Below are 25,361 nucleotides of genomic sequence, written 5' to 3' on the forward strand. Positions count from 1 at the left end.
GAATTCGAGGGGTTTTTTCCGCTGACCATCAAGATTTTCTTGAGAGGTGGCGTCCAGGCTGAACCAGCGCGTGGGGCGTGAAGTGGAGGGTGAAGGGTGGCGAAACTTGCCGTTTTGCACCACGAGGAAGGGGTTCGCGTGAATCCCGATTGCCTCGTGGCATTATACGCGGAACTGGGCGAAGCCGGGGCCGAGCGGGTCGTGGCGCGCGCAATGGAGGAGATGAATGCACGCTTGTCAGAGATGCAGCGCTTCGCCGATGACGGTGACCTCGTTGGGCTGATGCGCAGCGCACGGATCGTTGTGAAAATGGCCGATCAGATCGGGCTGACGAGTTTCACGATGGTTGCCTTGGATGTCATCGCCGCCACGCATGCCGGAGACCATGCCGGGCAGGCCGCAACGTTGGCCCGGCTTCTCAGAATCGGGGATCGTTCCCTCAATGCTGTATGGGATCTGCGCGACATGACGATCTGAGCATGACGGGGGTTGCGGGCACCGCGCGGGCGGATAGTCTGGCGCGGCAACTAACCCGAGCCCACCATGCCCTTTGCCTTTGCCGATCCAGACCAACCGTCACGCCCTGTCCATATCGTTGCGCAAAGTGATGCAGAAGCATTCCTTGCGGCGCGGGCTTCAAAAGAGCGCGCCTGGCTGAACGCCTCCGGGTTCGAGGGAAAACTCGGCCAGATTTGCCTGTTGCCGGGTCCCGATGGCAGCCCTGCCGCGGCCGTCCTTGGCTGGGGTTCACCGGCAGCCCGCCAGCGCGGCCGGTTCCATGCCGCGAAGGTCGTGGCCGATCTGCCGGACGGCAACTGGCATCTGGAAGGATCGCTGGACAGGACCGAGTTGGAAGAGGCCGCCCTCGGCTGGCTGCTCGCCGCCTACCGCTTCGACCGTTACAAATCCGCGAAAGCCCCGTCGGCCCGGCTGAAAGCTCCGGATGGGATCGATACGGCCCGCATTCTGGCGATCGCCGAAGGCGAGGCGCTGACCCGCGACCTGATCAACACACCGGCCGCTGATATGGGGCCGGGCGAATTGGAGAACGCTTTTCTGGCGCTGGCGGAAAGGTTCGGGGCGCAAACACGTGTAGTGCGTGGCGATGACCTGCTGGCGGAAGGCTTTCCGATGATCCACACGGTTGGCCGCGCCTCCAGCCGGGTGCCCCGGCTTCTTGATCTGCGCTGGGGGGGCGAGGGGCCGACCCTGACGCTCGTTGGCAAGGGGGTCTGCTTTGACACAGGCGGGCTCGACATCAAGCCAGCCTCTTCGATGGGACTGATGAAGAAGGATATGGGCGGGGCCGCGACCGTCATGGGGCTCGCACAGATGATCATGGCGATGGGGCTGAAGCTGAAGCTTCGGGTCCTCGTCCCCGCGGTGGAGAACGCGGTCGGCGGCAACGCGTTCCGGCCGCAGGACATCCTGGCCAGTCGCAAGGGGCTGACGGTCGAGGTCAACAACACCGACGCCGAGGGCCGTCTGGTGCTCGCCGACGCGCTGGCGCTTGCGGACGAAGAAAAGCCGGACCTGATCATCTCCATGGCCACGCTGACCGGTGCTGCTCGCGTCGCAGTCGGACCCGATCTGGCGCCGTTCTATTGCGACGATGGTGCCGTGGCGGCGGCGCTGGCGGCGGGAGGGGCGGTCGTCGCCGACCCACTGTGGCGGATGCCGTTCTGGGAGCCCTATGAGACGATGATCGAGCCGGGCATCGCCGATCTCGACAATGCGCCGTCGGGTGGCATGGCCGGGTCGATCACCGCCGCGCTCTTCCTGCGGCGGTTCGTGACCGAAAGCCCGCGCTACGTTCATTTCGACATCTACGGATGGCAGCCAAAATCCGAACCGGCCCGCCCCAAGGGGGGTGTCGGTCAGGGCGCCCGCGCGATCCTTGCGGCCCTGCCGAAGATGCTGCCGCTATGACCGACCGCCGTCTCACCCCAGCGAACGAACGCGTCGCGCATGTATCGCTGAAAGGCAAGGTCGAGGCGGCGCATTATGAAACGGGTGAGCCCGCACGGATCGTCGTCCCCCGTGCGGACCTTCTGGTTCAACCGCTGGGCGCGCGCGACCGGCAAGTGCTGATGGGGGAAAGCGTTCTGGTGCTTGAACGGCACAAGGGCTTTGCCTTCATCCTCGCCGACAAGGACCGCTATTGCGGCTACCTGCCGGAACCGGTCCTTGGCCCGCCGGTGGCCGCGACGCATTGGGTCTCAGCCCCCGCGACGCATCTTTACCGAGCGGCAGATATCAAATCGCCCGAGGCGGCGATGCTGAGCCTTGGCGCAAGGCTGACGGTCACCAAAACACACGAACGGTTTTTCGAGACCGCCGAAGGCCTCTTCGTTCCGCGCCCGCATCTGAGGGAGATCGAGGATTGGGCTGAAGACCCGGTCTCGGTCGCCGAAAGTCTTGTCGGCACGCCGTATCTGTGGGGTGGGAATTCACGCAGCGGGATCGATTGTTCCGGCCTTGTTCAGGCCGCGATGACCGCCTGTGGCATCGCCTGTCCCGGTGACAGCGACATGCAGGAGAACGCATTGGGCAAACGGCTCGGTTCGGGTTCCGACCGTCGGCGCGGGGATCTGGTTTTCTGGAGGGGCCATGTCGCCATGGCGGTCGATGACAAACGGCTGATCCATGCCAATGCCCACCACATGGCCGTTGCCTATGAAGGGATCGACGAGGCGATCGTACGCATCGCCAAGCAGGGTGATGGTGCTGTCACCTCTGTCCGGCGGCTCAGTCTACAGGACGTATGAGCTTGCGTTCGAGGATGCGCAGGACCGTCGGCAGGTCATGGCCGCGTTTCAGCACCTGTCCGTCCATACCCACGACCGCATACATTCCCTGACGGCTGCGCAGGCGCGGCCGTTTTTCAATCCGGTAAAGCGGGTGTTCCGCAGCCCGGCGAAAGACCGAAAAGACCGCCATGTCGCTGAGGAAGGAAAGCGCATAATCGCGCCATTCGCCCGCCGCCACCATGCGTCCGTAGAGACCAAGGATAGTGCCGAGTTCCAGACGGTCGAAGGCAACCTGCTCGGGCGGGGTTGCGGAGGCGCGAAACGGGATCGGCGGCTGGACCGTCATAGGCGAATCTTACCGCGCTTTTGCCGCAAATCAAGCGCCGGGATTGTTTGGGCTCAGGCGACCGGCTTTCCGGCGAAGCGATGGGCGAGCCCGGTATCCGCTGCCGGCAGCGGCGCATCACCGGTTTCCAGCCAGCGTTCAGATGTTGGCAGAAGCGCGTGATAGACGGTGCCGACACGGGACCGGAGCCCGCTCAGCCGCGCCGGAAGCACGGCATCGGGAAGGTCCCCATGGCGCAGCACGATCCGTCGCCAGCGATGGATCAGAATGATCCGCGCCGCCATCGCGTCCTGAGGGTCGAGGCGCGCGCCTTCCAACGCATCGAGGTCTGTGGCGAGCCGTTCGAGCGTCGCGAGACGGTCGGGAGGGCAAAGCGTTTCGCGCATTTCGGCACTCACCGTCAGCGCACCCGAAACGGCAAGTGCTGCCTCTGCCGGGACGTTCCCCGCCACCAGCCACAGCCCGCCGCCAAGAGATATCCCGCCCACATCATCGCCAAGCGCAATCGTCCAGCATTCTGGCTCTGCCCCGGGCGCGGCATAGATGGCCGCTGCCGCCGGACCGTATTCCGCCTGCCCTTGCCCGCTCAGCCGGTAATGGCTGGTCCTGCCATTTCGCTCGCGGATCAGCCAGCCATCAGCGACAAGCCGCGACAGGGCGGTGCGCAGGGCGCCCGGCTCCACCCCGATCCGCCCCAAGAGGTCCTGAAGCCGGGCCGCCGCGATCCGGCCGCCACGCGGCTGAACGGCATCGCCCATGACGGTGACGACCAGCGACCAGACCCTGAGGCGGCCTTCGGCATGCAGAGCGTCGATAAGGGGCGCAAGCGGGTCCATGGACACGGGTCTAACCTGACCGTGCCACCATCGTCAAAAGCTCGTATTCCGCGACAGGTTCACCGTTCTGGTTGGTGACGGTCGCGGCCCAGGCGACCTCGCCAAATTCAGCAGTCCGCCGCGTCTTGCGCTTGACCACGAGCCGCACCCGGATCGCGTCGCCGGGGTTGACCGGTTTCAGGAAGCGAAGGTGGTTCAACCCGGTATTGGCGAGGACCGGCCCCGGCGCCGGGTCGACGAACAGCCCAGCGGCGAAGGAGAGGATCAGATATCCATGCGCGACACGGCCCGGGAAGAAAGGATTGGCGCGGGCGGCCTCGTCGTCCATATGGGCATAGAAGGTGTCGCCGGTGAATTCGGCAAAATGTTCGATATCTGCTAGGGTTACGGTCCGGAACGGGGTTTCGATACCCTGACCGATCTCCAGATTGTCGAAATTCTGCTGGAATGGATGTGATCTACAATTCTTGAGTGCATTTGAATAAGCATACTCTCTCTGAACGCGAGACAAGATAGCCGGGCTGCCCTGTACCGCCACCCGCGCCATGTAATGCAGGATGCCCCGCACCCCGCCCAGTTCCTCGCCGCCACCCGCGCGGCCAGGTCCGCCATGGACCATATGCGGCAGAGGGGAGCCGTGGCCGGTCGCCTCGGCCGCACTGTCCCGGTCGTTGATATAGATGCGTCCATGCCAGGCCCCGGCTTCGGTCACATAGGCGCGTGCCACGTCGGGGTCGTGGGTGAAAAGCGATGAGACGAGGCTGCCGCCGCCGCGATTTGCAAGCTGCGCCGCATGGGAGACATCGCGGGACGGCAGGATCGTAGCGACGGGGCCAAAGGCTTCGACCTCATGTATGGCGCGTGCCGTATTGGGGTCATCGCAGAGGTAGATTTCTGGCGCGGCGAAGGCGCCTTCGGCAGGCGTGTCGGCATGACGGAACACCAGACGTGTCTCACTCGCAATTTCGGCGGCGCGGGCCGCGACATCGGCTTTCTGAGCCATCGAGACCAATGGCCCCATCCGCACCTTGGGATCGGCGGGGTCGCCGATACTCACCTGACTGAGCCGCGCGGATAGGGCGCCGACCACATCCTGCGCCATGGCTTCTGGCACGATCATCCGACGGACCGCCGTGCATTTCTGGCCTGCCTTTACGGTCATCTCGGTTGCAACTTCTTTGACGAAGAGATCGAATTCCGGTGTTCCCAGAACCGCGTCAGGGCCAAGGACGGCGGCGTTCAGACTGTCCTGCTCGGCGATGAAACGCGTGCCCGCCACCAAGTGGCGCGGGTTAGACCGCAGCGCCAACGCCGTCGCGGCCGAGCCGGTGAAGCTGACCACGTCCTGTGGGCCGAGCTGTTCAAGCAGGTCGCCCGTGCGCCCGACGACCAGCTGCACCGCACCTTCCGGCAACAACCCGCTTTCAACGATCATGCGGAACGCGGCTTCGGCCAGATAGCTCGTCTGGGTCGCGGGTTTCACGATGACAGGCATGCCGCCCAGCAATGCGGGGGCGAGTTTTTCCAGCATGCCCCAGACAGGGAAGTTGAAGGCGTTGATCTGCACCGCGACTCCCCGCATCGGCACCGCGACATGGCGGCCAAGGAAGGTGCCGTCGCGCGACAGCCGCTCTACCGGTCCGTCAAGATACATGTCCCCATCCGGCATTTCGCGCCGCGCCTTTGACGCCATCGTCAGCGCGGTCATGATGCCACCTTCGATGTCGATCCAGCCGTCCTTGCGTGTAGCGCCGGTCAGGGGATTGAGTGCGTAAAGCTCCTCCTTCCGCGCCTGCAGCATCAGCGCCATTGCTTTCACCATTCGCGCCCGGTCATGGATGTTCATCGCCCGCAATGCGGGGCCGCCGGTGCCCGTCGCCCAGTCGATTGCCGCGCCAAAGTCGATCCCCTCGGACCCGGCCCGCGCGATCGGTTCGCCCGTCACCGGGCTGTCGATCCGCGCCGCATTGGCCGAAGGGCCGATCCACTTCCCAGCGATGTAGGAGGATGGGGTGAGCATGGCTGGTCTCCTCTCGCCATCACTCTAGCGCAGCCAGGCGCGCGCGCAACACTCTTGACCGAGCGGTCGGATATGTAGCAGCATCGCGAAGAACCGGAGGGGCCATGATGACACCACAGGAACGGGCGGAGAAAAGTGCTGCCGCGATGTGGGCGGGCGATGCGGCCTCGAAACATCTCGGCATGCGCCTCGATGCGGTCGGGCCGGGGCGGGCGGTCCTGTCCTTCACGGTCGGACCTGAGCATCTGAACGGTCACGGCATCTGCCATGGCGGCTATATCTTCACGCTGGCCGACAGCGCCTTTGCCTTTGCCTGCAACAGCCATAACCGGCTGGTCGTGGCGCAGCAGAATTCCATCACATACCTCTCGCCGGGACGGGAGGGGGAGCGTTTGACTGCCGAGGCGGTTGAGGTCAGCCTGACCGGACGGTCGGGCATCTACGACGTCACCGTCACCGGCGGCGATGGCCGCAGGGTGGCCCTGTTCCGGGGATTGTCGCGGCAGATCGACGGCACGCATTTCGAGGAAGAGACATGAGAGAGGCATATCTCTGTGAAGGGCTCAGAACGCCCATCGGTCGCTACGGTGGCGCGCTGGCCCCGGTCCGCCCCGACGATTTGCTGGCGGGCGTGATCCGCGCAGTCATGCAGGCAACGGGCCTGCCGGGCGCGGCGGTTGATGAGGTCATGGCGGGCTGCGCCAACCAGGCGGGCGAAGACAATCGCAATGTCGCGCGCATGGCCGCGTTGCTGGCGGGCCTGCCCGACACCGTGCCGGGAGTCACTCTGAACCGGTTGTGTGGATCAGGGCTCGATGCGATTGGACAGGCGGCGCGCGCGGTACGGCTCGGCGAGGCGGAGCTGGTGCTCGCCTGTGGCGTCGAAAGCATGAGCCGCGCGCCCTTCGTGATGCCGAAGGCAGAGTCCGGGTTTTCGCGGAACGCCGAGATATTCGACACGACCATTGGCTGGCGCTTCGTCAACCCGGTGCTGAAATCGCAGTATGGCATCGACTCGATGCCCGAGACGGCCGAGAATGTGGCTGAAGAGTTTGGCATCGCCCGCGCTGATCAGGACGCATTCGCACTCAGGTCCCAGACCCGCGCACTTTCCGCCATCGCCTCGGGCCGTCTGGCCGAAGAAATCACGCCGGTGGCGATCCGGCAAAGGCGTGGCGATCCGGTGGTGGTCGCTGAGGATGAACACCCGCGTGAGACGACAGCTGAAAAACTTGCCGCGTTGCACACGCCGTTCCGCGACAATGGCAGCGTGACGGCGGGCAATGCCAGTGGTGTGAATGACGGCGCGGCGGCGCTGATCGTAGCCTCGGCGGAGGCGGTGAAGCGCCATGGCCTGACGCCAAAGGCGCGGATCAGCGGCATGGCCACGGCGGGCGTCGCCCCCCGTATCATGGGCATCGGCCCGGTTCCCGCCACGCAGAAACTGCTCGCCCGCCACGGCCTGACCATGGCCGATATCGGGCTGGTCGAACTCAACGAGGCCTTCGCCGCACAGGCGCTTGCCGTGATGCGCCAGCTAGGCCTGCCGGATGACGCAGAGCATGTGAACCCGAATGGCGGGGCCATCGCCCTTGGCCATCCCCTTGGCATGTCCGGCGCGCGGCTGGCGCTGACTGCGGGGACCGAGATGGGCAGGCGCGGTGCGGCGCGTGCGCTTTGCACCATGTGCGTAGGGGTCGGGCAGGGAATATCACTCCTGCTCGAAGCCCCCTGAGGAGGGGTGATGAAAGACCTGACACCGGACCGCAAGACGCTGGACCCGATCGAGATCGCAAGCCGCGACGAGATCGCCACGCTGCAACTGAGCCGGATGAAATGGTCGCTGAAACACGCCTATGACAATGTGCCCTTCTACCGGCAGGGCTTCGATGCGGCGGGGGTGCATCCCGACGATCTGAAAAATCTCTCTGACCTTTCAAAATTCCCCTTTACCGCCAAGGCCGACCTGCGCGCGAACTATCCATTCGGCATGTTCGCCGTGCCGCGCGAAAAGGTCGTCCGTGTCCACGTGTCCTCCGGCACGACCGGCAAGCCGACCGTCGTTGGCTACACACAGAAGGATATCGGAACTTGGGCGGAGTGCGTTGCCCGCTCGTTGCGCGCGGCGGGGACGCGGACGGGAGATGTCGTCCATGTCTCCTACGGATACGGGCTTTTCACCGGGGGATTGGGCGCGCATTACGGGGCCGAGCGGCTCGGTTGCACGGTGGTGCCGATATCGGGCGGGATGACGCCACGGCAGGTGCAACTGATCGAGGATTTCGGGGCGTCGACCATCATGGTCACGCCGTCCTACATGCTGGCGATCCTTGACGAATACAGGGCGCAGGGCCGCGATCCGCGCCAAAGCCCGCTACAGGTCGGCGTCTTCGGGGCGGAGCCGTGGACCAACGCGATGCGGGCAGAGATCGAGGCGGCCTTCGACATGCATGCGGTCGATATCTACGGGTTGTCAGAAGTCATCGGGCCGGGCGTGGCCAACGAATGCGTGGAAACCAAGGACGGGCTGCATATCTGGGAGGATCATTTCTACCCCGAGATCATCGACCCCGAAACCGGCGCGGTGCTGCCCGAGGGCGAGAAGGGCGAACTGGTCTTCACCTCGCTGACGAAAGAGGCGATGCCGGTCATCCGCTACCGCACTCGCGACCTGACGCGGCTGCTGCCGGGGACGGCGCGCACGATGCGGCGGATGGAGAAGGTGACGGGCCGCTCGGACGATCTGATCATCCTGAGGGGCGTCAACATCTTCCCCACCCAGATCGAAGAGCAGATCCTGAAGATCCGCACCTTCGCCCCGCATTTCCAGATTGAGCTTAAGCGCGAGGGACGTCTGGATGAGATGACGGTGCTGGTCGAGGCGGCGGAGGGGCATTCCGATGCGACCGAACGGCTGCAGGCCGCTGCTGCACTGAAAAAGGCCGTGCGCGATACGTCGGGGCTGAACATCGCGGTCAGCGTCGCCGACCCCGGTGGCATCGCGCGCAGTCAAGGCAAGGCGGTCCGCATCGTCGACATGCGACCGAAGGGCTGAGAATATGCCACGGGGACTGGCCCGCGATCACGACGACAAGCGCGCCGCAATCCGCGAAGGCGCGGCGGCCTATTTCGCGGCGCATGGTTTTGATCGCGCCTCGATGGCCGGGGCGGCAAAGGCCTGCGGCGTGTCGAAGGCGCTGCTTTACCACTATCATGCGTCGAAAGAGGCGCTGCTCTTTGACATCCTCTACGCGCATCTCTCCGGTCTGGTCGCGGTGGTCGACGCGGTGCCCGAAGGGCAGCCGGAAGCGCGGCTGCGGGGGCTTATCCGCGCGATCCTCATGAAATACCGGTACGCTGATGCCGAACACCGGTTACAACTCGATGCGCTGAAGGCACTTGCGCCAGACCAGCAGGCCGCGCTGCGAGGGCACCAGCGCCGCCTCGTCGGCACCCTTGCCGAAACGATCGACCTGCTGCGCCCCGGGCTGGCGGAGGACCGGCTGCAGGCCGCGACGATGTCGGTCTTCGGCATGCTCAACTGGTTCTTCCTCTGGCACCGGCCGGGCAAGGGGATCGGGCGCGAGGCCTATGCCGATCTGGTTGCCGATCTTGTGATCGGCGGGTTGCCCGGCATCGCAGATTGACGGTCTTCATCGCATGGCCGGCAATGTGGCATCCTCCACGTGATCTTTGCCCAGACTAAAAGCTCAAAACGAATCCGCGACGGGAACGAGAAACAGGATTAAAATGGCGAAAAATGCTTTGGGGGATTGTTTGTCATGACCAAGACGTTTGCCATTGTTTTTGGGATCAGTTCGGTTCTGGCGATGGGCGCTTATGCGCAGGAAGCAATGACAACCGAAGAACTCCTGACCCTCACCGACGGGGGCAAAGAGATCATTCTCGGCGGGGAAGGTCACGGATATAGCGGGACTCTGATGCTGAATGTCGACGGTACTGGCATTGGCAATGCAACGACCGACGCTGGCGATAAGCTGACGATCACGGGTACCTGGCATGTCGCGGATGGAAAATTTTGCCGGACATGGAAGGAATTTGACGGCGGCTCAGAGGTCTGTGAGGTCTGGAAAAAGACATCTGCCAGTTCGGTCGACGTCTACAAGGGCGACGCAAAACTCGGCGTCAATTCCTGGTGAAACTCTTCTCCTGACCTCTGCTGTCCCGAAATGCTTGGCTACTCAAGCCTGCAGGTCAAGGCTTGTACTGCGGACATAAATAGGGCAGCGACCCGGACAAGCCCGAGACTTAAGTCGGAACAGCGAGCGGCGTCATCGTCCCCACTCGACCCCCTGCATCTCCCGCAACCGGCTCGCCGTGCGTTCGAATTCGAAACTTCCGGTGCCCTCGACATAAAGCCGCTCCGGCTCGTCCGCGGCGGAGCAGATGAGGCGCACCTTGCCTTCGTAAAGCGCGTCGATGAGGGTAACGAAGCGTTTCGCCTCGTTGTAGTTCTCGGACGACAGATGCGGGATGTCTTCGAGGATCAGCACCCGGACCGCGCCCGCGACGGCGAGGTAGTCGGCGGGGCCGAGGGGGCGGCCGCAGAGATCCCAGAAGCCCGCCCGCGCGACCCCGGCATGGTAGTCGGGCAAGATCACCTCTCTGCCTTTTACGGTCAGCTTCAGCTCCGCATCGCCGCCGCCGCCTGTCAGTTCGGTCCAGATTTGCGCGAGCGCGGATTTGGCCCTTGCATCGGCGGGGGTGAAATAGACCTGTGCGCCTTCCAGCCTGTGCTGGCGGTAATCCGTCTCGCTCTCAATCTCGCGGACCTCCATCCGGTCCTTCAGAAGCTGGATGAAGGGCAGGAAGAGGGGCCGGTTGAGCCCGTCCTTGTAAAGATCGTCCGGCACGCGGTTCGAGGTGGTGACCACCGTCACCCCCCGGTCGAAGAGCATCTGGAAGAGCCGGCCCACGATCATCGCGTCGGCAATGTCGGTGATCTGCATCTCGTCGAAAGACAGAAGCCTGAGATCCTCGGCGATCTTCTCGGCCACGGGTCGGATTGCGTCGTCGACGCCGGTCTTGCGGGCCTCGTGCAAAGCCGCCTGCACTTCCTGCATGAAAGCGTGGAAATGAACACGGCGCTTGGCCTCGATATTCACATGGGCGTGGAAGAGGTCCATCAGCATCGACTTGCCGCGCCCGACCCCGCCCCAGAGGTAGAGCCCCTTCACGCCCTCAGGGGCCTTGGCAAAGAGCCCGCCGAGAAGCCCCTTCTTGCGGCCGTTCCCCGCCTCAAGCTCCTCGCGGATGCGCTGCAGTTCAGGTAATAGAGCGCGTTGGGCGGCGTCCTGCTTGAGCCCGCCCTCGTGCGTCATCCGGTCGTAGATTTCGGTCAATGTTTCGCCCATGGCCTTCGATAGCGTGGGCGCCAGTCGAGGGGAAGTCTGGTTGCGGTTTCTGTGGCCTACCGATCCATCGCGAACCGTAATTGTTCGGGTCACAATTCTCGATTTGACCGTTTTACGGCACTCGGCGAAAGTGCCGGCCCACAGGAGACGTCATGCAAAAGCGCGCCCAGATCCTCTTTCCGGCCCTGATTGCCGGGATCATCGTTCTCATGGTCTCGAACGCGATCCGGTCAAGCTTCGGTGTGTTCCAGATCCCGATTGCCGACGAGTTCGGCTGGCCGCGCGCCGATTTCAGCTTTGCCATCGCGGTCCAGAACCTCGCCTGGGGCATCGGTGCGCCGATATTCGGGGCCATCGCCGAGCGGTTTGGCGACAGGAAGGCCATCGTGCTCGGCGCGATCTGCTATGCGGCGGGGCTGGTCCTGTCGGCCTATGCAATGACACCGGGCCAACATCAGCTCCTGGAGATCCTCGTGGGCTTCGGCATCGCCGGAACCGGGTTTGGCGTCGTGCTGGCGGTTGTCGGGCGCGCGGCCTCCGACGAGAACCGGTCACTCTCGCTTGGCATTGCCTCGGCAGCGGGCTCGCTCGGGCAGGTCTTCTCGGCTCCGGTGGCAGAAATCTTGCTCGGGATCCTTCCATGGCAGATCGTCTTCATGATTTTCGCGGCGGCGATCCTGACGGTCATCGCCGTCCTGCCGCTGATGCGCGCACCGGAACGGTCGGACGGTCCGGTGGCGGAGGTGTCGATGGGCGCGGCGCTCAGGCAGGCGTTTCGCGATCCGAGCTTCACGCTGATCTTTCTGGGGTTCTTTTCCTGCGGCTATCAGCTTGGCTTCATGGTCGCGCATTTCCCGGCAATGGTGACCGAGATGTGCGGCCCGATCTCGCCCTCGGGACCGCTGGCCGCGATCGGCATCTCGTCGACCTCCGCCTTGGGCGCGGCGGCGATCTCGCTGATCGGGCTTGCCAATATCGCGGGCACGCTGACCGCCGGGTGGCTCGGCAAGATCTTCCCTAAGAAGTATGTACTGGCCGCGATCTATACCGGGCGGACGCTCTTTGCCGCGATGTTCATCCTGTTCCCGATCACGCCACTCACCGTGGTTCTGTTCTCGATCGGCATGGGGTCGCTCTGGCTTGCCACGGTGCCGCTGACTTCCGGCCTCGTCGGCCATATCTACGGGCTGCGCTATATGGGTACGCTCTACGGGATCGTGTTTCTGTCACATCAGATTGGATCGTTCATGGGCGTCTGGCTCGGCGGGCGTCTTTACGATGCCTATGGCGACTACACGCTCGTCTGGTGGATCGGCGTCGCGGTAGGGGCGTTCTCGGCCATCGTACACCTGCCGGTGCGCGAGCGGCGCATGACCCCTCTGCCTGCATGAACGTCTCGCATGTGTGTCTGGCCCCGGACGCCGCCAAGGTGTGAACTGGGGGCGGAAACTCCCGATCAGGTACGCGCGGCGTCAAGAATGTAGCGGGCCGTCATCAGGTCGAGATGCGCGCCGCCGCCGTTCTTGGCGATGGTGATTTCGTCGTCGGATGTACGCGTGAAGCTGCCTGCGGCGATGTCGTAGAAATCGGCGAGGATATCACCCTCGGCGATTGCGCCCGAGGCGATCGGGTCCATGATCTCGCCGATATGATGGATCGTCGTGGCGCGGGCATCGACAAAGACCCGGGCGCGCCGCATGGCTTCGTCATCCACTTCGCGCATGTCCGGCCGGTAAGCACCGATCAGGTCAAGATGGGTGCCGGGTTTCAGCCATTCGCCCTTGATCATCGGTGAGGTCGCCATCGTTGCCGTGGCGATCACGTCGGCCTTGCCGACGGCCGCTTGCAGATCGGGCTCGACCATCGCACCGGTCGCCTCGGCGAAGGCTTGGGCGGTTGCGGGCGTCCGGGTCCAGACATGGAAGCGCGCATTGGGGAAGGCCGCGGAGTAAGCCTCCACCATCGACTGGGCGACAGTTCCCGCGCCGACGAGGAGGAAGGTTTCCGCGTCCCTGCGGGCGAGGCGGCGGGCCGAGAGCAGGCTGTCGGCGGCGGTCTTCCACTTCGTCACCAGCGCGAAGTCGAGATAGGCCTCGGGGATGCCGGTCTGATCGGCAAAAAGCGCCACGGCGCCGTGCAGGTTCGGCACGTTGAAGCGCTGGTTGCCGGGATAGATCGTGGCGGCCTTCACAGCGAGACCCATGCCATCGATCCAAGCCGAGCGGGTCAGGAGCGTGTCGTCGCCGCGCCTGAGGACCGTATCGCCGACCTCTGCCTTCGGCAGCAGGTGGCCTGCCTCCAGCGCCTCGGTCAGCGCGAGCCAGTCCAGCTTCGCCTCGGCTTCAGGTCCGACGATATCAATGCTCATGCAGCTTCCCCTTCGTTCAACAATCCTTCGGCGACCAGGCGAGCGGCAAAGCCCTCCGGCCCTTCGAAATGATGCACCTGCCAGCCGCGCGCGGAAGCGGCGGCGATGTTGTCTGCCTTGTCGTCGGTGAAAAGGAGCCCGCCCGGCGGCAGGCCGCAATCCTCCTCGACGATCTCGTAGATGCGCGGTTCCGGCTTCAACACGCCCAGATGCGCCGAGACATAGGCGCGGTCGAATTCCGCGAAGAAGGGGTAGGGGCCTTTGGCGATCTCGAATGTCTCAGCCCCGAAATTCGTGAGCGCAAAGACCGGCACCCCCCGGGCCTTCAGCGCCCGAAGCAGCCTGACCGAATGCGGGATGACTGGCTGCGCCATGTCGGTCCAGTTGTGGTGCCACTTCACGATCATGTCGGCCCATTCGGGATGTCGTTCGGCAAGGGCGAAGATGGTTTCGCGGAAAGGTGCGCCCCGGTCTATCGACAGGTTTACATCGTCGATCCCGGTCTCGGAAAACATGCGCTCCCGCTCGGCACGCGGCATCAGCCGGTCGTAGAACCCTTCCGGGTCCCAGCCGATCAGCACACGGCCGATATCGAATATGACTGCTTGGATGGTCACTTCTCGTCCCTTTCGGCACATCTAGATCACAGGCTCTGCCGGTGCGAAACCCCTCTCAGCGGCGATAGCGTGGCGTGTCAGGAACGTCGGCATAACTGCTTTCCGCCTCGCGCCAGACCATGAAGAGGCCCGAACCGATGATCAGCGCGATGCCCGCCATTGCGACCAGATCCGGCCAGTCGCCGAAGACGAGAACGCCCCAGATCACGGCAAGCGGCATGGCGACATATTCGAACGGCGCAACCACGGCGGCCTCGGCGACGCGGTAGGCCTGACTGATCAGGAATCCACCAAAGGCAGAGGTGGCGCCAACGGCGAAAAGAATCCACCAGTCACGGCCCGAAGGCATCACCCATTCGCGGAAGAGAAAGTCGAGCGAGGCATTGCCGGTTCCAGCAAGGTGGCCATCGCCGATGGCGATCCCGGTCAGGCCCGAAATCACGATGAAGGTGAACTGGATGTAGAAGGACATCGACAGCGCGTTCTCGGTCCGGCCGATATAGCGGGTCAACATATGGAGCGTGGCATAGCCGAAAGCGGCGGCAATGGGCAGAAGGGCGGCGGGCTGAAAGACCGACGTGCCCGGGCGCAGGATGATGAGAACGCCGACAAGACCGACGGCTATCGCCGCCCAGCGTCTTGGCCCGACCTTCTCGCCAAGGAAGATCACCGAGAAGACTGTGATGATCAGCGGCGAGACGAAGAAGATCGCGACGCCATCGGCCAGAGGCAGCGACGCGAGGCCGAGAAAGAAGGTCATGTTGGCGAAGACGACGCATGCGCCCCGCGCCAGATGCAATGCCAGTCGCCGCGTCCTGAGGGCTGCGAAACCGCCCGACACCGGCAGGAGTACCGTCAGAAGCACGGCCATTCCGATCAAAGAGCGGAACAGCACAACCTCGTGCAGCGCATAGCCGTCCGACAGGAACTTGATCGCCATGTCATTGACCGAAAAGCAGAAGACCGCGCCAAGGGCGCAGAGGGCTCCGAGAAGCGTGGGGGTTTCGGATATCGTCTTCAGCATGGCGGGCATCTGATAGAGAAGTTTGGACGGGCGCAAGCGGGGATGCGCACTGGGCCGCGCTATGCCGCTGAGAGTCCATTGTGGCGGAATTCTGCGACGCAGCCAAAGGCCGCTTTGCCCGGTCCTACTTGTGACCGGGATACTCATAAATTCGGACTGAGCGACGCGCGCAGAGCGATTGCTGTGCCGCGAAATGAGACGGGCGCATTGTCCGCGCCCGCCCAATGTCACACAGAATACTCAAGACAGCCGCGTATTCAGCGTCAGTCGTCCCAACGGATATAGATCAACGCGGTGCGGACGTGGTCTTCCATCCAAACGTCAGCTCCGGCCAGACGATCGACCCAACGCTCCTCCAGTTCCGCGGTCGCCCGTTCGGCGACGACATCCAGGAACCGCTTGAACAGCAAATACTTATTGTCAAATCCGCCGATTTCTCCGGCCGTCTCGACAAAGATGCCCATCAAGTCTGTTTCGGCATGAACGCGTTTGACGGTATCATAGACGTCTTGCGTGAATTCTTGCGTTTCGACAACGTCCTGCCGGGTACCGGGATGCGACAGGTGGCCGCCGACGAACACGTCGAAATCGTAGGCGAGCAAAGTCTCAAAGACGTTCCGGTATTCGTGGAAGTTTGACGTGATGTCGAAACCCATGAACGGAACGTAACCTGGTGCGATCGTATCGACCGCCATCAGGAATTTGGCGTGGGGGATGTAGGCGATGACGTCGCCTTCGTCGGAATGGTAGTTGGCTTTTCTGAGCTCAATATGCAGGCCACCTTGTTCGAGAACCAGCTCGTCTTGAAACGTGGTGGTCGGCAAAAGCCGGTTCGGGTCGTTTTTCTCTGACAGGAACGCCGCAACCCCTGTCAAGGCGACGATATTCAAACCCTCGATCCCCGCGAATGCGGCAGACCCGCCGATATGGTCCTTGTGCGCGTGAGTATAGACGAGGCTGTTGATAGGCTGATCGGTAACTGCGGCGATCTCGCCCGGGATCTTGGCTGCGTAGGACTCGGGCGCATCAAGAACGACCACGCCAGCATCGGTCACCACAAAGGCTGATTGCCACACGCCGTCGGTCACCACATAGACACCGTCGGCGACTTCCCGCGTCTCAACGCCCTTGTCCGGATCAATCGCCCAGGCACGCTCAAGCGTTGCGGGCAGGACCGGCGCGTATTCGGATAACTCCTGCGCCTCCGCAGAGATTGACAGGCCGGTGAAGACGCTGAGTGTCATTGACGTGATCTTGGCAGATACTGTCATGGGATGTTCCTTTCTCGACGAAGTGATTGCGAATGCCGTAAACATAGAAGTTCCCGCATTCGGTAATTAGCGCGCTCGTTTGGAAATAACTTTTCCGTATTTGGGATGAATTGCTTCGCATCGTTACACCGGCAAATCCGGGAAGAGGGACACTGCCATCTGCACTGAGAATTCCTTGAACAGGCGCAGGGGACGAGAGATATGGCGGTTCCCAAGATGAAGAATGGACAGGTCGTCGGGGGTGAGGTGCCATTCAGGCAAGACCTCGACCAGTGATCCATCCTCGTAAAGCTGCGGTGAAACGATGGGGGGAAGCTCGCCAATCCCTGATCCGGATTTCAAGGCATTGGCCAGACCCGCATAGTCGTTCATGGTGATGTGGGGGCGAAAGGTTACCATTTTCGTCGTGGATCGGTTTTTTAGCAGCCAGCTGGCCTCGCGCTGCAAGAGCCCGAAAGTAAGCAACCGGTGCTGGCACAGATCATCCGGCGTCGCCGGGGCTGCATACCGCTCGAGGTACGCAGGGCTGGCCAGCAAACGGCAGCGATACCGAAGTAATCGTTTCGCAATCAGTCTGGAGTCGTTCAGTCGCCCAACGCGGAACGCCAGATCGATACCATCGGCAATATGATCGACAAAACGATCCGTTACGACGACCTGTATGTTGACGGCGGGATAGGATGCTTGAAAGCCGCTGATCAAGGGGGCGATCAGAGAGTCCGCGATGTTTGGCGGACAGGACAGCCTCAGGGTGCCGGACACCTCCGTCAACCGGTTCAACACGACCGCATCCACCGCGTCATGAACTTCTGCACCCTGCTGTGCAAATTGCAATATCTCTGCGCCGATATCCGTCAGGCGCAAATGCCGGGTCGATCTTTCCAGGAGTCGGACGCCAAGCTGGTTTTCCAGTTCGGCCACTTTCCGGCTGACGGTAGACAGAGGTATGCGCAGCCTGCGCGAGGCCTCGGAAAAGCTTTGGGTCTCGACGACGCGGGCGAAAATCATGAGTGCGTTAAGGTCATGCATAGCTGCCTCCCGAATTTGGGATAATGATTTCCGATCATACCGACTTATCGGAGAGGGCCAAGTGTTCGATACTGCCAAAGAGGCAGCGCGCTTGCTGCACAACTCGGGAGCAGATGTATGCCTGACACCATGAAAGCCGCCGTGATCTACGAAGCGGGAGGGCCTGAAGTTCTCAAACTCGAAGAGCGGCCCATTCCGACGCCCCAGATCGGTCAGGTCCTAATCAAGGTAAGGGCGTTCGGGCTTAACAGATCCGAGCTTTTCACCCGCCAAGGGCATTCGCCAAACGTGGCGTTCCCCCGCATTCTCGGCATCGAGGCCGTCGGCACTGTTGAACATGCCCCCGGTGGTGAATTCGAAGCCGGAGACGTCGTTGCAACCGCAATGGGCGGGATGGGGCGCGCGTTTGATGGTGGCTACGCGGAATACACGATGGTCCCTGCAAGCCAGGTTCAGAAGATTGACGTTGATCTTGGTTGGGACGTGCTTGGTGCCGCGCCAGAGATGCTGCAGACGGCATGGGGGTCGCTCTTCACGGCGCTGCAACTCAAGGAAGGCGATACTCTTCTGGTCAGAGGTGGCACAACCTCAGTCGGATTGGCGGCGGCCGCAATTGCCAGGAAACATGGTGCCATCGTCGCTGCCACAACGCGCAATCCCACGCGTGAAGCCATGTTGCGCGACAACGGAGCAGATCAGGTGTTCATTGACACGGGCCAGATCGCACAGCAGGTCCGCGAAGTCTTCCCCCGTGGGGTCAACAAGGTCCTCGAACTGGTCGGAGCCACGACTTTGGCGGATTCACTGCACGCGACGAGGCAGAACGGCACGGTTTGCATGACGGGAATGGTCGGCAACAAGTGGTCTTTTGACGACTTTAGCCCAATGGGCGTCATCCCGACTGCTGTGAACCTGACGACCTACTCGGGCGGCTCCGAAGATTTCACGCGCACGCCGCTCAATGAGCTTCTGGAGGACATCAAGGCCGGGACACTTCCGCTAAGAATAGGCAGGACCTTCGCTCTTGACGAAATCGTGGACGCACATCGTACGATGGAAAGTAACGATGCCGGAGGCAAGATCGTTGTCCTAACCTGAATGGTAATCTGGGCGGAAGCGGACGTTCCGATAGGAAAGCTGGACGTCAGCTTCGTCTGCTTGCTGCCGCTTGTAGCCGAAGCACGCCGTCCCTATCACCCCTGTCCCACCGCTCTCAGCAGCCGGTCGAGAGCCGAGGAAAACCGCGCCCGGTCCTGTTTGGAAAACGCCTTGCCGCCGCCCTGCCGGAACGGGTCGGCTGCGCGCAGGTCGGCCATCAGGTCGCGGGTGGCCAGCGCGTTGCCGATATTGGCGGAGGTCAGCGCCTCGCCATTGTGCTTCAGCACCAGCGCCCCGGCCTCCACGCATTTCGCGGCCAAGGGGATGTCGCCGGTGATCACAACATCGCCCTTGCCCGCCCGTTCGGCGATCCATTTGTCGGCCTCGTCCGGCCCCTCGGTGACAAAGATCGTCTCGACCAGCGGATGCGCGGACGGCCGGATGCCGCCGTTGCAGACCATCTTGACCGGCACCTTCAGCCGGTCGGCGGCGCGGATGCATTCCTCCTTCACCGGGCAGGCATCGGCATCGACGTAGAGCGTCATGCCTTGCCCTTGCGCTTGACCTTGAACTCCTCGGGGATCGGCATGCGGTTGAAGGCGTCGAGCCCGGCGATGCGGTAGGCCTCGGCGAGCGTCGGGTAGTTGAACGTGTTCTCGACGAAATAATCGACCGTCCCTTTCAGGTTCAGCACCGCCTGCGCGATATGGATCAGTTCCGTCGCGCCCTCACCCACGATCTGCACACCCAGAAGCCGCCGCGTCTTGAGGCTGACCAGCATCTTCAGCATACCGTGTTCCAGCCCCATGATATGGCCGCGCGAGGTTTCGCGGAACCGGGCGATGCCGACCTCGTAGGGGATGCCGCGGCCTTGCGCTTCTTCCTCGGACATGCCGCAGGTGGAGATCTCGGGGACCGAATAGATGCCGTAGGGAAACCACGGGCTTTCCTTCAGCGTCGGCGTGTCGAGCGCGTGGCAGGCGGCGACGCGGCCCTGCTGCAGCGAGGTAGAGGCCAGCGAGGGATGGCCGATCACATCGCCCGCGGCATAGATATGCGGCACAGTGGTTTGGTACGTCTTTCGGTCGACCTCCAGCCGTCCGCGATGGTCGGTTTCCAACCCGACCGCCTTCAGGTTCAGCGCCTCCGTCGCCCCCATTCGCCCGGCGGCGTAAAGCAGCATCTCGGTCCGCACATGTCGGCCGTTTTCCAGCGTCACCTCGACATGGTTTTTGGCGTCCTCGATCTTTTCAATTTTCGATCCCAGCCTGAGGTCGAGCCCGTTTTCCCGCACCTGATGGGTAAACTCGCTGATCGTATATCGGTCGATGAAATCGAGGAAACTGTCGCGTGGCTCAATCAGTGTCACGCGCACGTCGAGCGCGGTGAACATGGTCGCATATTCGACCCCGATGACACCCGCGCCGACAACGCAGAGCGAGCGCGGCAATTGCCCGAGTTCAAGGAATTCGTCGCTGTCCACGACCGTCTTGCCGTTGAAGGGCACGTCCTTGGGCCGGTAGGTCTTGGTCCCCGTGGCGATCAGGAACTTGTCGGCGGACAGCGTCACCGTCTCGCCCGCCTGTGTTGCCACCTCCACCTCGTTCGGGCCGGTGAACCTGGCCGAACCCAGCAGCGTTTCGACATGGTTGCGGTTGAACTGGTGTTCCAGCACGTCGACCTCGTAGTCGAGGGTCTTGTGCAGGCGGTTCTTCAGGTCGTCGGAACTGATATCGTCCTTCACCCGGTAGGACCGGCCATAGAACGACCGTTCGCGCCAGCCGGACAGGTTCAGCACCGTCTCGCGCAGGGTTTTTGACGGGATCGTGCCGGTATGGACAGACACGCCGCCCAGCCGGTCCTTGCGGTCGATGACCAGCACCTTGCGCTTCAGCTTGCCCGCCTGAATGGCGGCTGCCTTGCCCGAGGGGCCGGAGCCGATGATGATCAGGTCATACTGGCTCATGTCTCACCCTGCATAGAGCGCTTCGGCGTGGAAGGCGATGTGGTCGCGCATGAAGCTGGAGACGAAGAAATAGCTGTGGTCATAGCCCGGCTGCATGCGGAACTGGCCGTTCTGGCGACGTTCCATCATTGCCTGTGCCAGCGCCTCGGGCTTCAGGAGATCAAGGAACTGGTCCTTCGACCCCTGATCAATCAGGACCGGCCCGTCGAAGCCGAGCCGCCGCATCAGCAGCGTAGAATCGTGTGGCGCCCAAAGATTTTCATCGGCCCCGAGATAGGCGCCAAGCTGCTTCCGGCCCCAGTCCGACTGTGTCGGATGGGCGATGGGTGCGAAAGCGGACACAGACCGGAACCGCCCCGGCAGTCGCATCGCCATGGTCAAGGCGCCATGCCCGCCCATGGAATGGCCGGTGATCGCCTGCCGGTCCTCGGCGACGGCGAAATTGGCGGTGACGATCGCGGGCAGTTCCTCGGCCACGTAGTCCCACATGCGGAAATGCGGAGCCCAAGGTGCTTCTATCGCGTTGACGTAGAACCCCGCGCCCTGTCCCAGATCGTAGGCCTCGTCATTGGCCACACCCTCACCGCGCGGCGAGGTGTCCGGGAAGACCAGCGCAATGCCTGCCTCGGCCGCCCAGGCCTGCGCCCCGGCCTTCACCATGGCGTTTTCATGGGTGCAGGTCAGGCCCGACAGGTACCACAGTACCGGAACCGGCCCCTCGGCGGCCTCTTCCGGCAGGAAAAGCCCGAAGGTCATATCGCAGCCGCAGGCATCCGAGGCGTGAGAATAGACCCCCTGAATCCCGCCAAAGCATTTGTTTTCTGAAAGCGTCTGCATGGGTCTTCCTTTCTTCAGGCTCCGGTGATCCAGGCGACCACCAGCGATACGGTCACGATGCTGACCATCGTGGAAATCAGGATCGAGGCCGACACCCGCTGTGGTGCCACCCCGTAATTGCGGGCGAGGATATAGACATTCCCCGCCACCGGTAAGGCCGCCGCCGCGATCATCACGCCCGCCGCGTAGGGTTCGACCTTGAAAATCACCAGCGCCGCGATGGCAACCGCCAGGGGATGAAGTGCCAGCTTGGCAAAGGAAAGCCAGAGCGCGACCGACAATCTTTCGGCCGTTTTCGACGCAAGCGACGCGCCGATGGCAAAAAGTGCGCCGGGCGTGGCGGCAGCGCCGAGGATCATCAGGAATTCGTCGACCGGGGCAGGCAGCGTCAGGTTGGCGGAAGAGACCGCAAGGCCAAGCACCATTGCGACGATCATCGGGTTCTTAAGAAGGCCAAGCGCCAGCGTCTTGAAGATGCGGGGGGACAGATGCCCTTCCCGTGCGCCGGTGATGATGAGGGTGATGAGGCTGGAAAAGACGATGAGGTCGATGGCCAGCAGCATCAGGACCGGTCCCGCGGCTTCGGGACCCAGAAGCGCGGTCAACAGCGGAACGCCAAGAAAGCCGGTATTGCCGATCACGGCGCATTGCGCCTCCACCGCCATTTCGGTCGCCGGGATGCCGCGCAGACGCGCAACGAGAGTCGCGAGCAGATAGACGGCAAGGCATCCGGTCAGATAGGCAGCGGCGAAACGCGCGTCAAAGATCTCGGCCAGCGACAGTTTGGCAGCGAAGCGAAAGAGCATCGCCGAGAGTGCGAAATAGAAGACAAAGCGAGTGAGGTATTCGGTCGCGACCTCGGGAAAGAAACGGGTGCGGCCCGCGAACCAGCCAAGGCCGATCAGCGCGAAGAAGGGAAGCGTTTTCAGGAAGATCGCGAGCATCGGTTCCCGTCTAGCACGGTGCCATTGCCGGGACCATCACGTCAGCCCTTCCGAACCGTCAAAATCTCTGCCAGTGGCTTCTTGATCTTCGCCACAGCGGGCACTGTCGCCCCCTCTGCAGCGCGGCCCACGGCGATGATCATCACCGGCTTTTCGCTGTCAGGGCGGTCACAGAGACCGTTTAGGAACTTCATCGGATTGGGCGTGTGGGTCAGCGTCGAAAGCCCGGCATGGTGCAGGGCGGCAATCAGGAAGCCAGTGGCAATGCCGACGCTTTCGGGCACATAGTAGTTCTTGTACCGCTCGCCGTCATGGGTCACGCCATAACGCTGCGCGAAGACGACGATCAGCCAGGGCGCGATATCGAGATGGGGTTTGGAGACACCCGTCCCGATCGGCTCGAGCGCCTTCAGCCACTCCTCGCCTGCACCGCCCGCGTAAAAGGTCTCTTCCTCCTTCTCGGCGGCGGCGCGGATTTCGGCCTTCATCGCAGGATCGGAAATCGCCACGAAATGCCAGGGCTGGTGATTGGCGCCCGAAGGCGCGGTCCCGGCCGCGGCGACACAAGCCGCGATCACCTCCTCCGGCACCGGATCAGCGCTGAAATCGCGCACCGTGTGGCGTTTCTTCATGTAATCGCGGAAAGCCTCGGCCGCTTTCAAAGCCTTGGCATCGCCCAGCGCCACCCGGTCAGGCAGCGGCAAGGGCTGATAGCTGACCTTGTCCTTGAAATACATGGATCGCTCCCCGGCTGTTTGCCGGGAATACTACCCACCCCCGATCAGAACGCCAGCGGCAAAGACCAGCGCGCCGCCCAGAACGACCTGAAAGGTCGCGCGCAGGAACGGGGTCTCCATGTAGCGGTTCTGGATCCAGACGATGGCCCAAAGCTCCACAAAGACGATGGCGATGGCGATGACTGTCGCGGTCCAGAAATCGGGGATCAGGTAAGGCAGCGCGTGGCCGAGCCCGCCTAAGGTCGTCATCACACCGGCCGAAATACCCCGCTTCATGGGTGAGCCGCGGCCCGAGAGCACGCCATCATCCGACGCGACCTCGGTAAAGCCCATCGAAATGCCCGCGCCGACGGCGGCGGCAAGGCCCACGAGGAACGTCGTCCATGTGTCCTGAGTGGCAAAGGCCGTGGCAAAGATCGGCGCCAAGGTCGAAACCGAACCGTCCATCAGCCCGGCCAATCCCGGCTGAACCCAGGTCAGCACGAACTGGCGGTGGGCGGCGCGGTCCTCCTCCCCCTTCGCCTCTTCGTCGAGATGCGCCTCGGCCAGATCGCCGGCTTTCTTCTCGTGCTTCGCCTCAGCGGCGGCGAGATCACCTAGAAGTTTGCGAGTCTCGGCATCCTTGGTCGCGGCGGCTGCCCGTCGGTAAAAGGCCTCAGCCTCGCGCTCCATCGCCTCGGCCTCAGACCGCATCCGGTCGAGCCCGAGATTTTCCACGAGCCATACGGGCCGGCGGGCGTAAAACCCGGCCACATGTTCGCGCCGGATCAACGGTATCACATCCCCGAACCGCGCCTTGTGGCGTTCGATCAGCCAGTGGCGATGGGTGTCCTCTTCCTTTGCCATCGCCTCGAAAACGGCGGCGGATGAGGGAAAGTCGGCGCGCAACCGTTCGGCATAGGTCCGGTAGATGCGGGCGTCATCCTCCTCGGATGAAATCGCTAGCGCGAGCACTTCCTGCTCGCTCAGGTCCGAGAAGCGGCGGCGGCTGGCGAAGCCGGGGATCATGGAAGCCTCCAGTTTGGAACGATTCCAAACTAGGGGGCCGGAGGCGGGGCGGCAAGAGCGGAAAATAGCCAATTCTGAACTAATGGGTTCAGTTTGACCTTGAAATTCCGAACTGATCGGTTTAGTTCTGAATTACTAAACGAAACAGTTCAGAATGGATGTCTCTCATGACACGGATTCGCACCCTTCTCACCGCAATCGCCCTTGGACTGACCGCAGCTCCGGCCCTTGCCGGTGGTGTGACTTTCGATCTTCCGCGCCTTCAGTTCCCGACCGATGACACTGGCGCCACCCGGGGTTGCCACAGCGTGACCACGCCGGTCTGCGCACCGAAAGGTCAGTGACCATCCCCTGCCTCATCCCGGCGGGATCTTCGGGCGGGCCCAGGCCTGCCCGTTTTTTTACGTCCGCGCTTGTCGTCAGCAAGGCAGGCGGTCTATCCTTTCTGCGGGGAGTGACCGCATGACAGCAAACGCCGCCTTGGCAACCATCAAACGTGGCCGCAAGTTCGACCAGGTGCTGGAGGGCGCGCGTACCGTGTTCCTGCGCGACGGGTTTGAGGGCGCAAGTGTCGATGATATCGCCGCCGAGGCCGGCGTGTCGAAAGCGACGCTTTACGCGTATTTCCCCGACAAACGCATGCTCTTCGTCGAGGTCGCCAAGGGCGAATGCCAGCGCCAGGCGGACGAGGCCGAAGCGCTGGTCACGCTCACGGCACCGCCGCAGATGGTTCTTCCCGTAGCGGCCCGCAAGATCGTCGATTTCTTCCTGACCGATTTCGGCCGCTCGACCTTCCGCATCTGCGTGGCTGAGGCCGAGCGGTTCCCCGAACTGGGGCAGGAATTCTATGCGACCGGGCCGGGCCTGCTGAACGAACGCATCTCGGCCTATCTGACCGGCGCGGTGGAACGGGGCGAGTTGGTCATCGAGGATATCCACCTTGCCGCCGCTCAATTCGCGGAGCTTTGCAAGGCCGATATCTTTCCCTGCGTCTGTTTCGGCATCAAACGCGAGTTTTCGGTGGATGACCGGAACCGTGTGGCCATGGGCGCGGTCGAGATGTTTCTGGCGCGCTACGGGGTGAAGTGAGCCTGCAGCGCCACCGAATGCGCGGCTTTCAGATCCCCGAAACCAA

At 62.9% G+C, this 25,361-nt stretch carries 27 protein-coding genes; 12 read left to right on the forward strand and 15 right to left on the reverse strand.

Annotated features, from left to right (window positions below; translation table 11 throughout):
* Positions 1 to 96 precede the first annotated feature (96 nt).
* The 3 genes from QKW60_RS14250 (at position 97) to QKW60_RS14260 (ending at position 2,768) form a co-directional block, all read left to right on the forward strand.
* Positions 97 to 477, forward strand: coding sequence for a hypothetical protein (locus QKW60_RS14250; protein WP_282369624.1), 381 nt, complete (start codon positions 97 to 99; stop codon positions 475 to 477).
* Positions 478 to 543: 66 nt separating this feature from the next.
* Positions 544 to 1,929, forward strand: a complete 1,386-nt coding sequence (locus tag QKW60_RS14255) for a leucyl aminopeptidase family protein (RefSeq protein WP_282369625.1) — start codon at positions 544 to 546, stop codon at positions 1,927 to 1,929.
* Positions 1,926 to 2,768: a C40 family peptidase gene (locus QKW60_RS14260; protein ID WP_282369626.1), complete on the forward strand. Its 843-nt coding sequence runs from the start codon at positions 1,926 to 1,928 to the stop codon at positions 2,766 to 2,768. The genes QKW60_RS14255 and QKW60_RS14260 overlap by 4 nt, the downstream gene beginning before the upstream one ends.
* Here QKW60_RS14260 and QKW60_RS14265 read toward each other — a convergent pair.
* Genes QKW60_RS14265 through paaZ form a run of 3 tightly spaced genes read right to left on the reverse strand, consistent with a single transcriptional unit; the run spans position 2,749 to position 5,952 of the window.
* Positions 2,749 to 3,096 carry a DUF2794 domain-containing protein gene (locus tag QKW60_RS14265; protein WP_263739572.1) on the reverse strand — a complete coding sequence of 116 codons (348 nt, stop codon included), beginning with the start codon at positions 3,094 to 3,096 and terminating at the stop codon, positions 2,749 to 2,751. The two genes, QKW60_RS14260 and QKW60_RS14265, sit on opposite strands and share 20 nt — an antisense overlap.
* Before the next feature lie 53 nt (positions 3,097 to 3,149).
* Positions 3,150 to 3,932 (reverse strand): PaaX family transcriptional regulator C-terminal domain-containing protein, encoded by a 783-nt coding sequence (locus QKW60_RS14270; protein WP_282369898.1) that lies wholly within the window; start codon positions 3,930 to 3,932, stop codon positions 3,150 to 3,152.
* Between the two features lie 10 nt (positions 3,933 to 3,942).
* Positions 3,943 to 5,952 (reverse strand): phenylacetic acid degradation bifunctional protein PaaZ, encoded by a 2,010-nt coding sequence (gene paaZ / locus QKW60_RS14275; protein ID WP_282369627.1) that lies wholly within the window; start codon positions 5,950 to 5,952, stop codon positions 3,943 to 3,945.
* A 107-nt stretch (positions 5,953 to 6,059) separates the two neighbouring features.
* On the opposite strand from paaZ, the gene paaI reads away from it, so the two are divergent.
* From paaI to QKW60_RS14300, 5 genes are all read left to right on the forward strand, one after another.
* Positions 6,060 to 6,491: a hydroxyphenylacetyl-CoA thioesterase PaaI gene (gene paaI / locus QKW60_RS14280; RefSeq protein ID WP_282369899.1), complete on the forward strand. Its 432-nt coding sequence runs from the start codon at positions 6,060 to 6,062 to the stop codon at positions 6,489 to 6,491.
* Positions 6,488 to 7,687 (forward strand): 3-oxoadipyl-CoA thiolase, encoded by a 1,200-nt coding sequence (pcaF, locus tag QKW60_RS14285; protein ID WP_282369629.1) that lies wholly within the window; start codon positions 6,488 to 6,490, stop codon positions 7,685 to 7,687. Before paaI ends, pcaF begins: the two co-directional genes overlap by 4 nt.
* 9 nt (positions 7,688 to 7,696) lie before the next feature.
* Positions 7,697 to 9,007: a phenylacetate--CoA ligase PaaK gene (paaK, locus tag QKW60_RS14290; RefSeq protein WP_282369630.1), complete on the forward strand. Its 1,311-nt coding sequence runs from the start codon at positions 7,697 to 7,699 to the stop codon at positions 9,005 to 9,007.
* A 4-nt stretch (positions 9,008 to 9,011) separates the two neighbouring features.
* Positions 9,012 to 9,599, forward strand: coding sequence for a TetR/AcrR family transcriptional regulator (locus QKW60_RS14295; RefSeq protein WP_282369632.1), 588 nt, complete (start codon positions 9,012 to 9,014; stop codon positions 9,597 to 9,599).
* Positions 9,600 to 9,734: 135 nt separating this feature from the next.
* Positions 9,735 to 10,112, forward strand: a complete 378-nt coding sequence (locus tag QKW60_RS14300; protein ID WP_282369633.1) for a hypothetical protein — start codon at positions 9,735 to 9,737, stop codon at positions 10,110 to 10,112.
* A gap of 132 nt (positions 10,113 to 10,244) precedes the next feature.
* Here the strand turns inward: QKW60_RS14300 and zapE are convergent, their stop codons facing one another.
* Positions 10,245 to 11,327: a cell division protein ZapE gene (gene zapE / locus QKW60_RS14305; protein ID WP_282369635.1), complete on the reverse strand. Its 1,083-nt coding sequence runs from the start codon at positions 11,325 to 11,327 to the stop codon at positions 10,245 to 10,247.
* 152 nt (positions 11,328 to 11,479) lie between these two features.
* Here zapE and QKW60_RS14310 point away from each other — a divergent pair, with 152 nt between their 5' ends.
* Positions 11,480 to 12,718: an MFS transporter gene (locus QKW60_RS14310; RefSeq protein WP_282369637.1), complete on the forward strand. Its 1,239-nt coding sequence runs from the start codon at positions 11,480 to 11,482 to the stop codon at positions 12,716 to 12,718.
* 65 nt (positions 12,719 to 12,783) lie between these two features.
* On the opposite strand, the gene QKW60_RS14315 is transcribed toward QKW60_RS14310, so the two are convergent.
* From QKW60_RS14315 to QKW60_RS14335, 5 genes are all read right to left on the reverse strand, one after another.
* Positions 12,784 to 13,695, reverse strand: coding sequence for an ornithine cyclodeaminase family protein (locus tag QKW60_RS14315; protein ID WP_282369638.1), 912 nt, complete (start codon positions 13,693 to 13,695; stop codon positions 12,784 to 12,786).
* Positions 13,692 to 14,312 (reverse strand): HAD family hydrolase, encoded by a 621-nt coding sequence (locus tag QKW60_RS14320; protein WP_282369639.1) that lies wholly within the window; start codon positions 14,310 to 14,312, stop codon positions 13,692 to 13,694. Before QKW60_RS14320 ends, QKW60_RS14315 begins: the two co-directional genes overlap by 4 nt.
* Positions 14,313 to 14,367: 55 nt before the next feature.
* Positions 14,368 to 15,336 carry a DMT family transporter gene (locus tag QKW60_RS14325; RefSeq protein ID WP_282369640.1) on the reverse strand — a complete coding sequence of 323 codons (969 nt, stop codon included), beginning with the start codon at positions 15,334 to 15,336 and terminating at the stop codon, positions 14,368 to 14,370.
* Positions 15,337 to 15,599: 263 nt separating this feature from the next.
* Positions 15,600 to 16,607 (reverse strand): MBL fold metallo-hydrolase, encoded by a 1,008-nt coding sequence (locus QKW60_RS14330; protein ID WP_282369642.1) that lies wholly within the window; start codon positions 16,605 to 16,607, stop codon positions 15,600 to 15,602.
* A 123-nt stretch (positions 16,608 to 16,730) separates the two neighbouring features.
* Positions 16,731 to 17,636 (reverse strand): LysR family transcriptional regulator, encoded by a 906-nt coding sequence (locus tag QKW60_RS14335; protein WP_282369644.1) that lies wholly within the window; start codon positions 17,634 to 17,636, stop codon positions 16,731 to 16,733.
* Between the two features lie 117 nt (positions 17,637 to 17,753).
* Between QKW60_RS14335 and QKW60_RS14340 the strand changes: the two genes are divergently transcribed.
* Positions 17,754 to 18,734, forward strand: coding sequence for a zinc-binding alcohol dehydrogenase family protein (locus QKW60_RS14340; RefSeq protein WP_282369646.1), 981 nt, complete (start codon positions 17,754 to 17,756; stop codon positions 18,732 to 18,734).
* Between the two features lie 95 nt (positions 18,735 to 18,829).
* Here QKW60_RS14340 and QKW60_RS14345 read toward each other — a convergent pair whose 3' ends face one another.
* The 6 genes from QKW60_RS14345 to mbfA are packed head-to-tail and all read right to left on the reverse strand — an operon-like array spanning position 18,830 to position 24,226.
* Entirely contained in the window at positions 18,830 to 19,279 is a 450-nt protein-coding gene (locus tag QKW60_RS14345) for a YaiI/YqxD family protein (RefSeq protein ID WP_282369647.1), read from the reverse strand.
* The gene (gene sthA / locus QKW60_RS14350) at positions 19,276 to 20,700 is read right to left on the reverse strand and encodes a Si-specific NAD(P)(+) transhydrogenase (RefSeq protein WP_282369648.1); all 1,425 of its coding nucleotides are present in this window, start codon (positions 20,698 to 20,700) and stop codon (positions 19,276 to 19,278) included. Before sthA ends, QKW60_RS14345 begins: the two co-directional genes overlap by 4 nt.
* A gap of 3 nt (positions 20,701 to 20,703) precedes the next feature.
* A complete protein-coding gene (gene fghA, locus QKW60_RS14355; RefSeq protein ID WP_282369650.1) occupies positions 20,704 to 21,537 on the reverse strand; it encodes an S-formylglutathione hydrolase in 834 nt (277 codons plus the stop codon).
* A gap of 14 nt (positions 21,538 to 21,551) precedes the next feature.
* On the reverse strand, positions 21,552 to 22,481 hold the full coding sequence (locus QKW60_RS14360) for an AEC family transporter (protein WP_282369653.1): 930 nt from the start codon (positions 22,479 to 22,481) through the stop codon (positions 21,552 to 21,554).
* Positions 22,482 to 22,522: 41 nt separating this feature from the next.
* On the reverse strand, positions 22,523 to 23,218 hold the full coding sequence (locus QKW60_RS14365) for a nitroreductase family protein (protein ID WP_282369654.1): 696 nt from the start codon (positions 23,216 to 23,218) through the stop codon (positions 22,523 to 22,525).
* A 30-nt stretch (positions 23,219 to 23,248) separates the two neighbouring features.
* Entirely contained in the window at positions 23,249 to 24,226 is a 978-nt protein-coding gene (mbfA, locus tag QKW60_RS14370) for an iron exporter MbfA (protein WP_282369655.1), read from the reverse strand.
* Between the two features lie 167 nt (positions 24,227 to 24,393).
* Between mbfA and QKW60_RS14375 the strand changes: the two genes are divergently transcribed.
* Positions 24,394 to 24,570 carry a hypothetical protein gene (locus QKW60_RS14375; protein WP_282369656.1) on the forward strand — a complete coding sequence of 59 codons (177 nt, stop codon included), beginning with the start codon at positions 24,394 to 24,396 and terminating at the stop codon, positions 24,568 to 24,570.
* 118 nt (positions 24,571 to 24,688) lie between these two features.
* On the forward strand, positions 24,689 to 25,315 hold the full coding sequence (locus tag QKW60_RS14380) for a TetR/AcrR family transcriptional regulator (protein WP_282369658.1): 627 nt from the start codon (positions 24,689 to 24,691) through the stop codon (positions 25,313 to 25,315).
* Positions 25,316 to 25,361: the final 46 nt, after the last annotated feature.

The sequence above is a fragment of the Albidovulum aestuarii genome (genome assembly GCF_029961185.1).
Classification (GTDB): Bacteria; Pseudomonadota; Alphaproteobacteria; order Rhodobacterales; family Rhodobacteraceae; genus Albidovulum; species Albidovulum aestuarii.

Coding starts and splice junctions, on each gene's coding strand:
- QKW60_RS14260 (WP_282369626.1), top strand. CDS start 1,926: ATGACCGACCGCCGTCTCACCCCAGCGAACGAACGCGTCGCGCATGTA.
- QKW60_RS14365 (WP_282369654.1), bottom strand. CDS start 23,218: ATGTATTTCAAGGACAAGGTCAGCTATCAGCCCTTGCCGCTGCCTGAC.
- QKW60_RS14335 (WP_282369644.1), bottom strand. CDS start 17,636: ATGCATGACCTTAACGCACTCATGATTTTCGCCCGCGTCGTCGAGACC.
- QKW60_RS14375 (WP_282369656.1), top strand. CDS start 24,394: ATGACACGGATTCGCACCCTTCTCACCGCAATCGCCCTTGGACTGACC.
- QKW60_RS14295 (WP_282369632.1), top strand. CDS start 9,012: ATGCCACGGGGACTGGCCCGCGATCACGACGACAAGCGCGCCGCAATC.
- zapE (WP_282369635.1), bottom strand. CDS start 11,327: ATGGGCGAAACATTGACCGAAATCTACGACCGGATGACGCACGAGGGC.
- mbfA (WP_282369655.1), bottom strand. CDS start 24,226: ATGATCCCCGGCTTCGCCAGCCGCCGCCGCTTCTCGGACCTGAGCGAG.
- QKW60_RS14310 (WP_282369637.1), top strand. CDS start 11,480: ATGCAAAAGCGCGCCCAGATCCTCTTTCCGGCCCTGATTGCCGGGATC.
- sthA (WP_282369648.1), bottom strand. CDS start 20,700: ATGAGCCAGTATGACCTGATCATCATCGGCTCCGGCCCCTCGGGCAAG.
- QKW60_RS14315 (WP_282369638.1), bottom strand. CDS start 13,695: ATGAGCATTGATATCGTCGGACCTGAAGCCGAGGCGAAGCTGGACTGG.
- QKW60_RS14345 (WP_282369647.1), bottom strand. CDS start 19,279: ATGACGCTCTACGTCGATGCCGATGCCTGCCCGGTGAAGGAGGAATGC.
- QKW60_RS14360 (WP_282369653.1), bottom strand. CDS start 22,481: ATGCTCGCGATCTTCCTGAAAACGCTTCCCTTCTTCGCGCTGATCGGC.
- paaZ (WP_282369627.1), bottom strand. CDS start 5,952: ATGCTCACCCCATCCTCCTACATCGCTGGGAAGTGGATCGGCCCTTCG.
- fghA (WP_282369650.1), bottom strand. CDS start 21,537: ATGCAGACGCTTTCAGAAAACAAATGCTTTGGCGGGATTCAGGGGGTC.
- pcaF (WP_282369629.1), top strand. CDS start 6,488: ATGAGAGAGGCATATCTCTGTGAAGGGCTCAGAACGCCCATCGGTCGC.
- QKW60_RS14300 (WP_282369633.1), top strand. CDS start 9,735: ATGACCAAGACGTTTGCCATTGTTTTTGGGATCAGTTCGGTTCTGGCG.
- QKW60_RS14380 (WP_282369658.1), top strand. CDS start 24,689: ATGACAGCAAACGCCGCCTTGGCAACCATCAAACGTGGCCGCAAGTTC.
- paaK (WP_282369630.1), top strand. CDS start 7,697: ATGAAAGACCTGACACCGGACCGCAAGACGCTGGACCCGATCGAGATC.
- QKW60_RS14255 (WP_282369625.1), top strand. CDS start 544: ATGCCCTTTGCCTTTGCCGATCCAGACCAACCGTCACGCCCTGTCCAT.
- QKW60_RS14340 (WP_282369646.1), top strand. CDS start 17,754: ATGCCTGACACCATGAAAGCCGCCGTGATCTACGAAGCGGGAGGGCCT.
- QKW60_RS14325 (WP_282369640.1), bottom strand. CDS start 15,336: ATGCTGAAGACGATATCCGAAACCCCCACGCTTCTCGGAGCCCTCTGC.
- paaI (WP_282369899.1), top strand. CDS start 6,060: ATGACACCACAGGAACGGGCGGAGAAAAGTGCTGCCGCGATGTGGGCG.
- QKW60_RS14330 (WP_282369642.1), bottom strand. CDS start 16,607: ATGACAGTATCTGCCAAGATCACGTCAATGACACTCAGCGTCTTCACC.
- QKW60_RS14270 (WP_282369898.1), bottom strand. CDS start 3,932: ATGGACCCGCTTGCGCCCCTTATCGACGCTCTGCATGCCGAAGGCCGC.
- QKW60_RS14265 (WP_263739572.1), bottom strand. CDS start 3,096: ATGACGGTCCAGCCGCCGATCCCGTTTCGCGCCTCCGCAACCCCGCCC.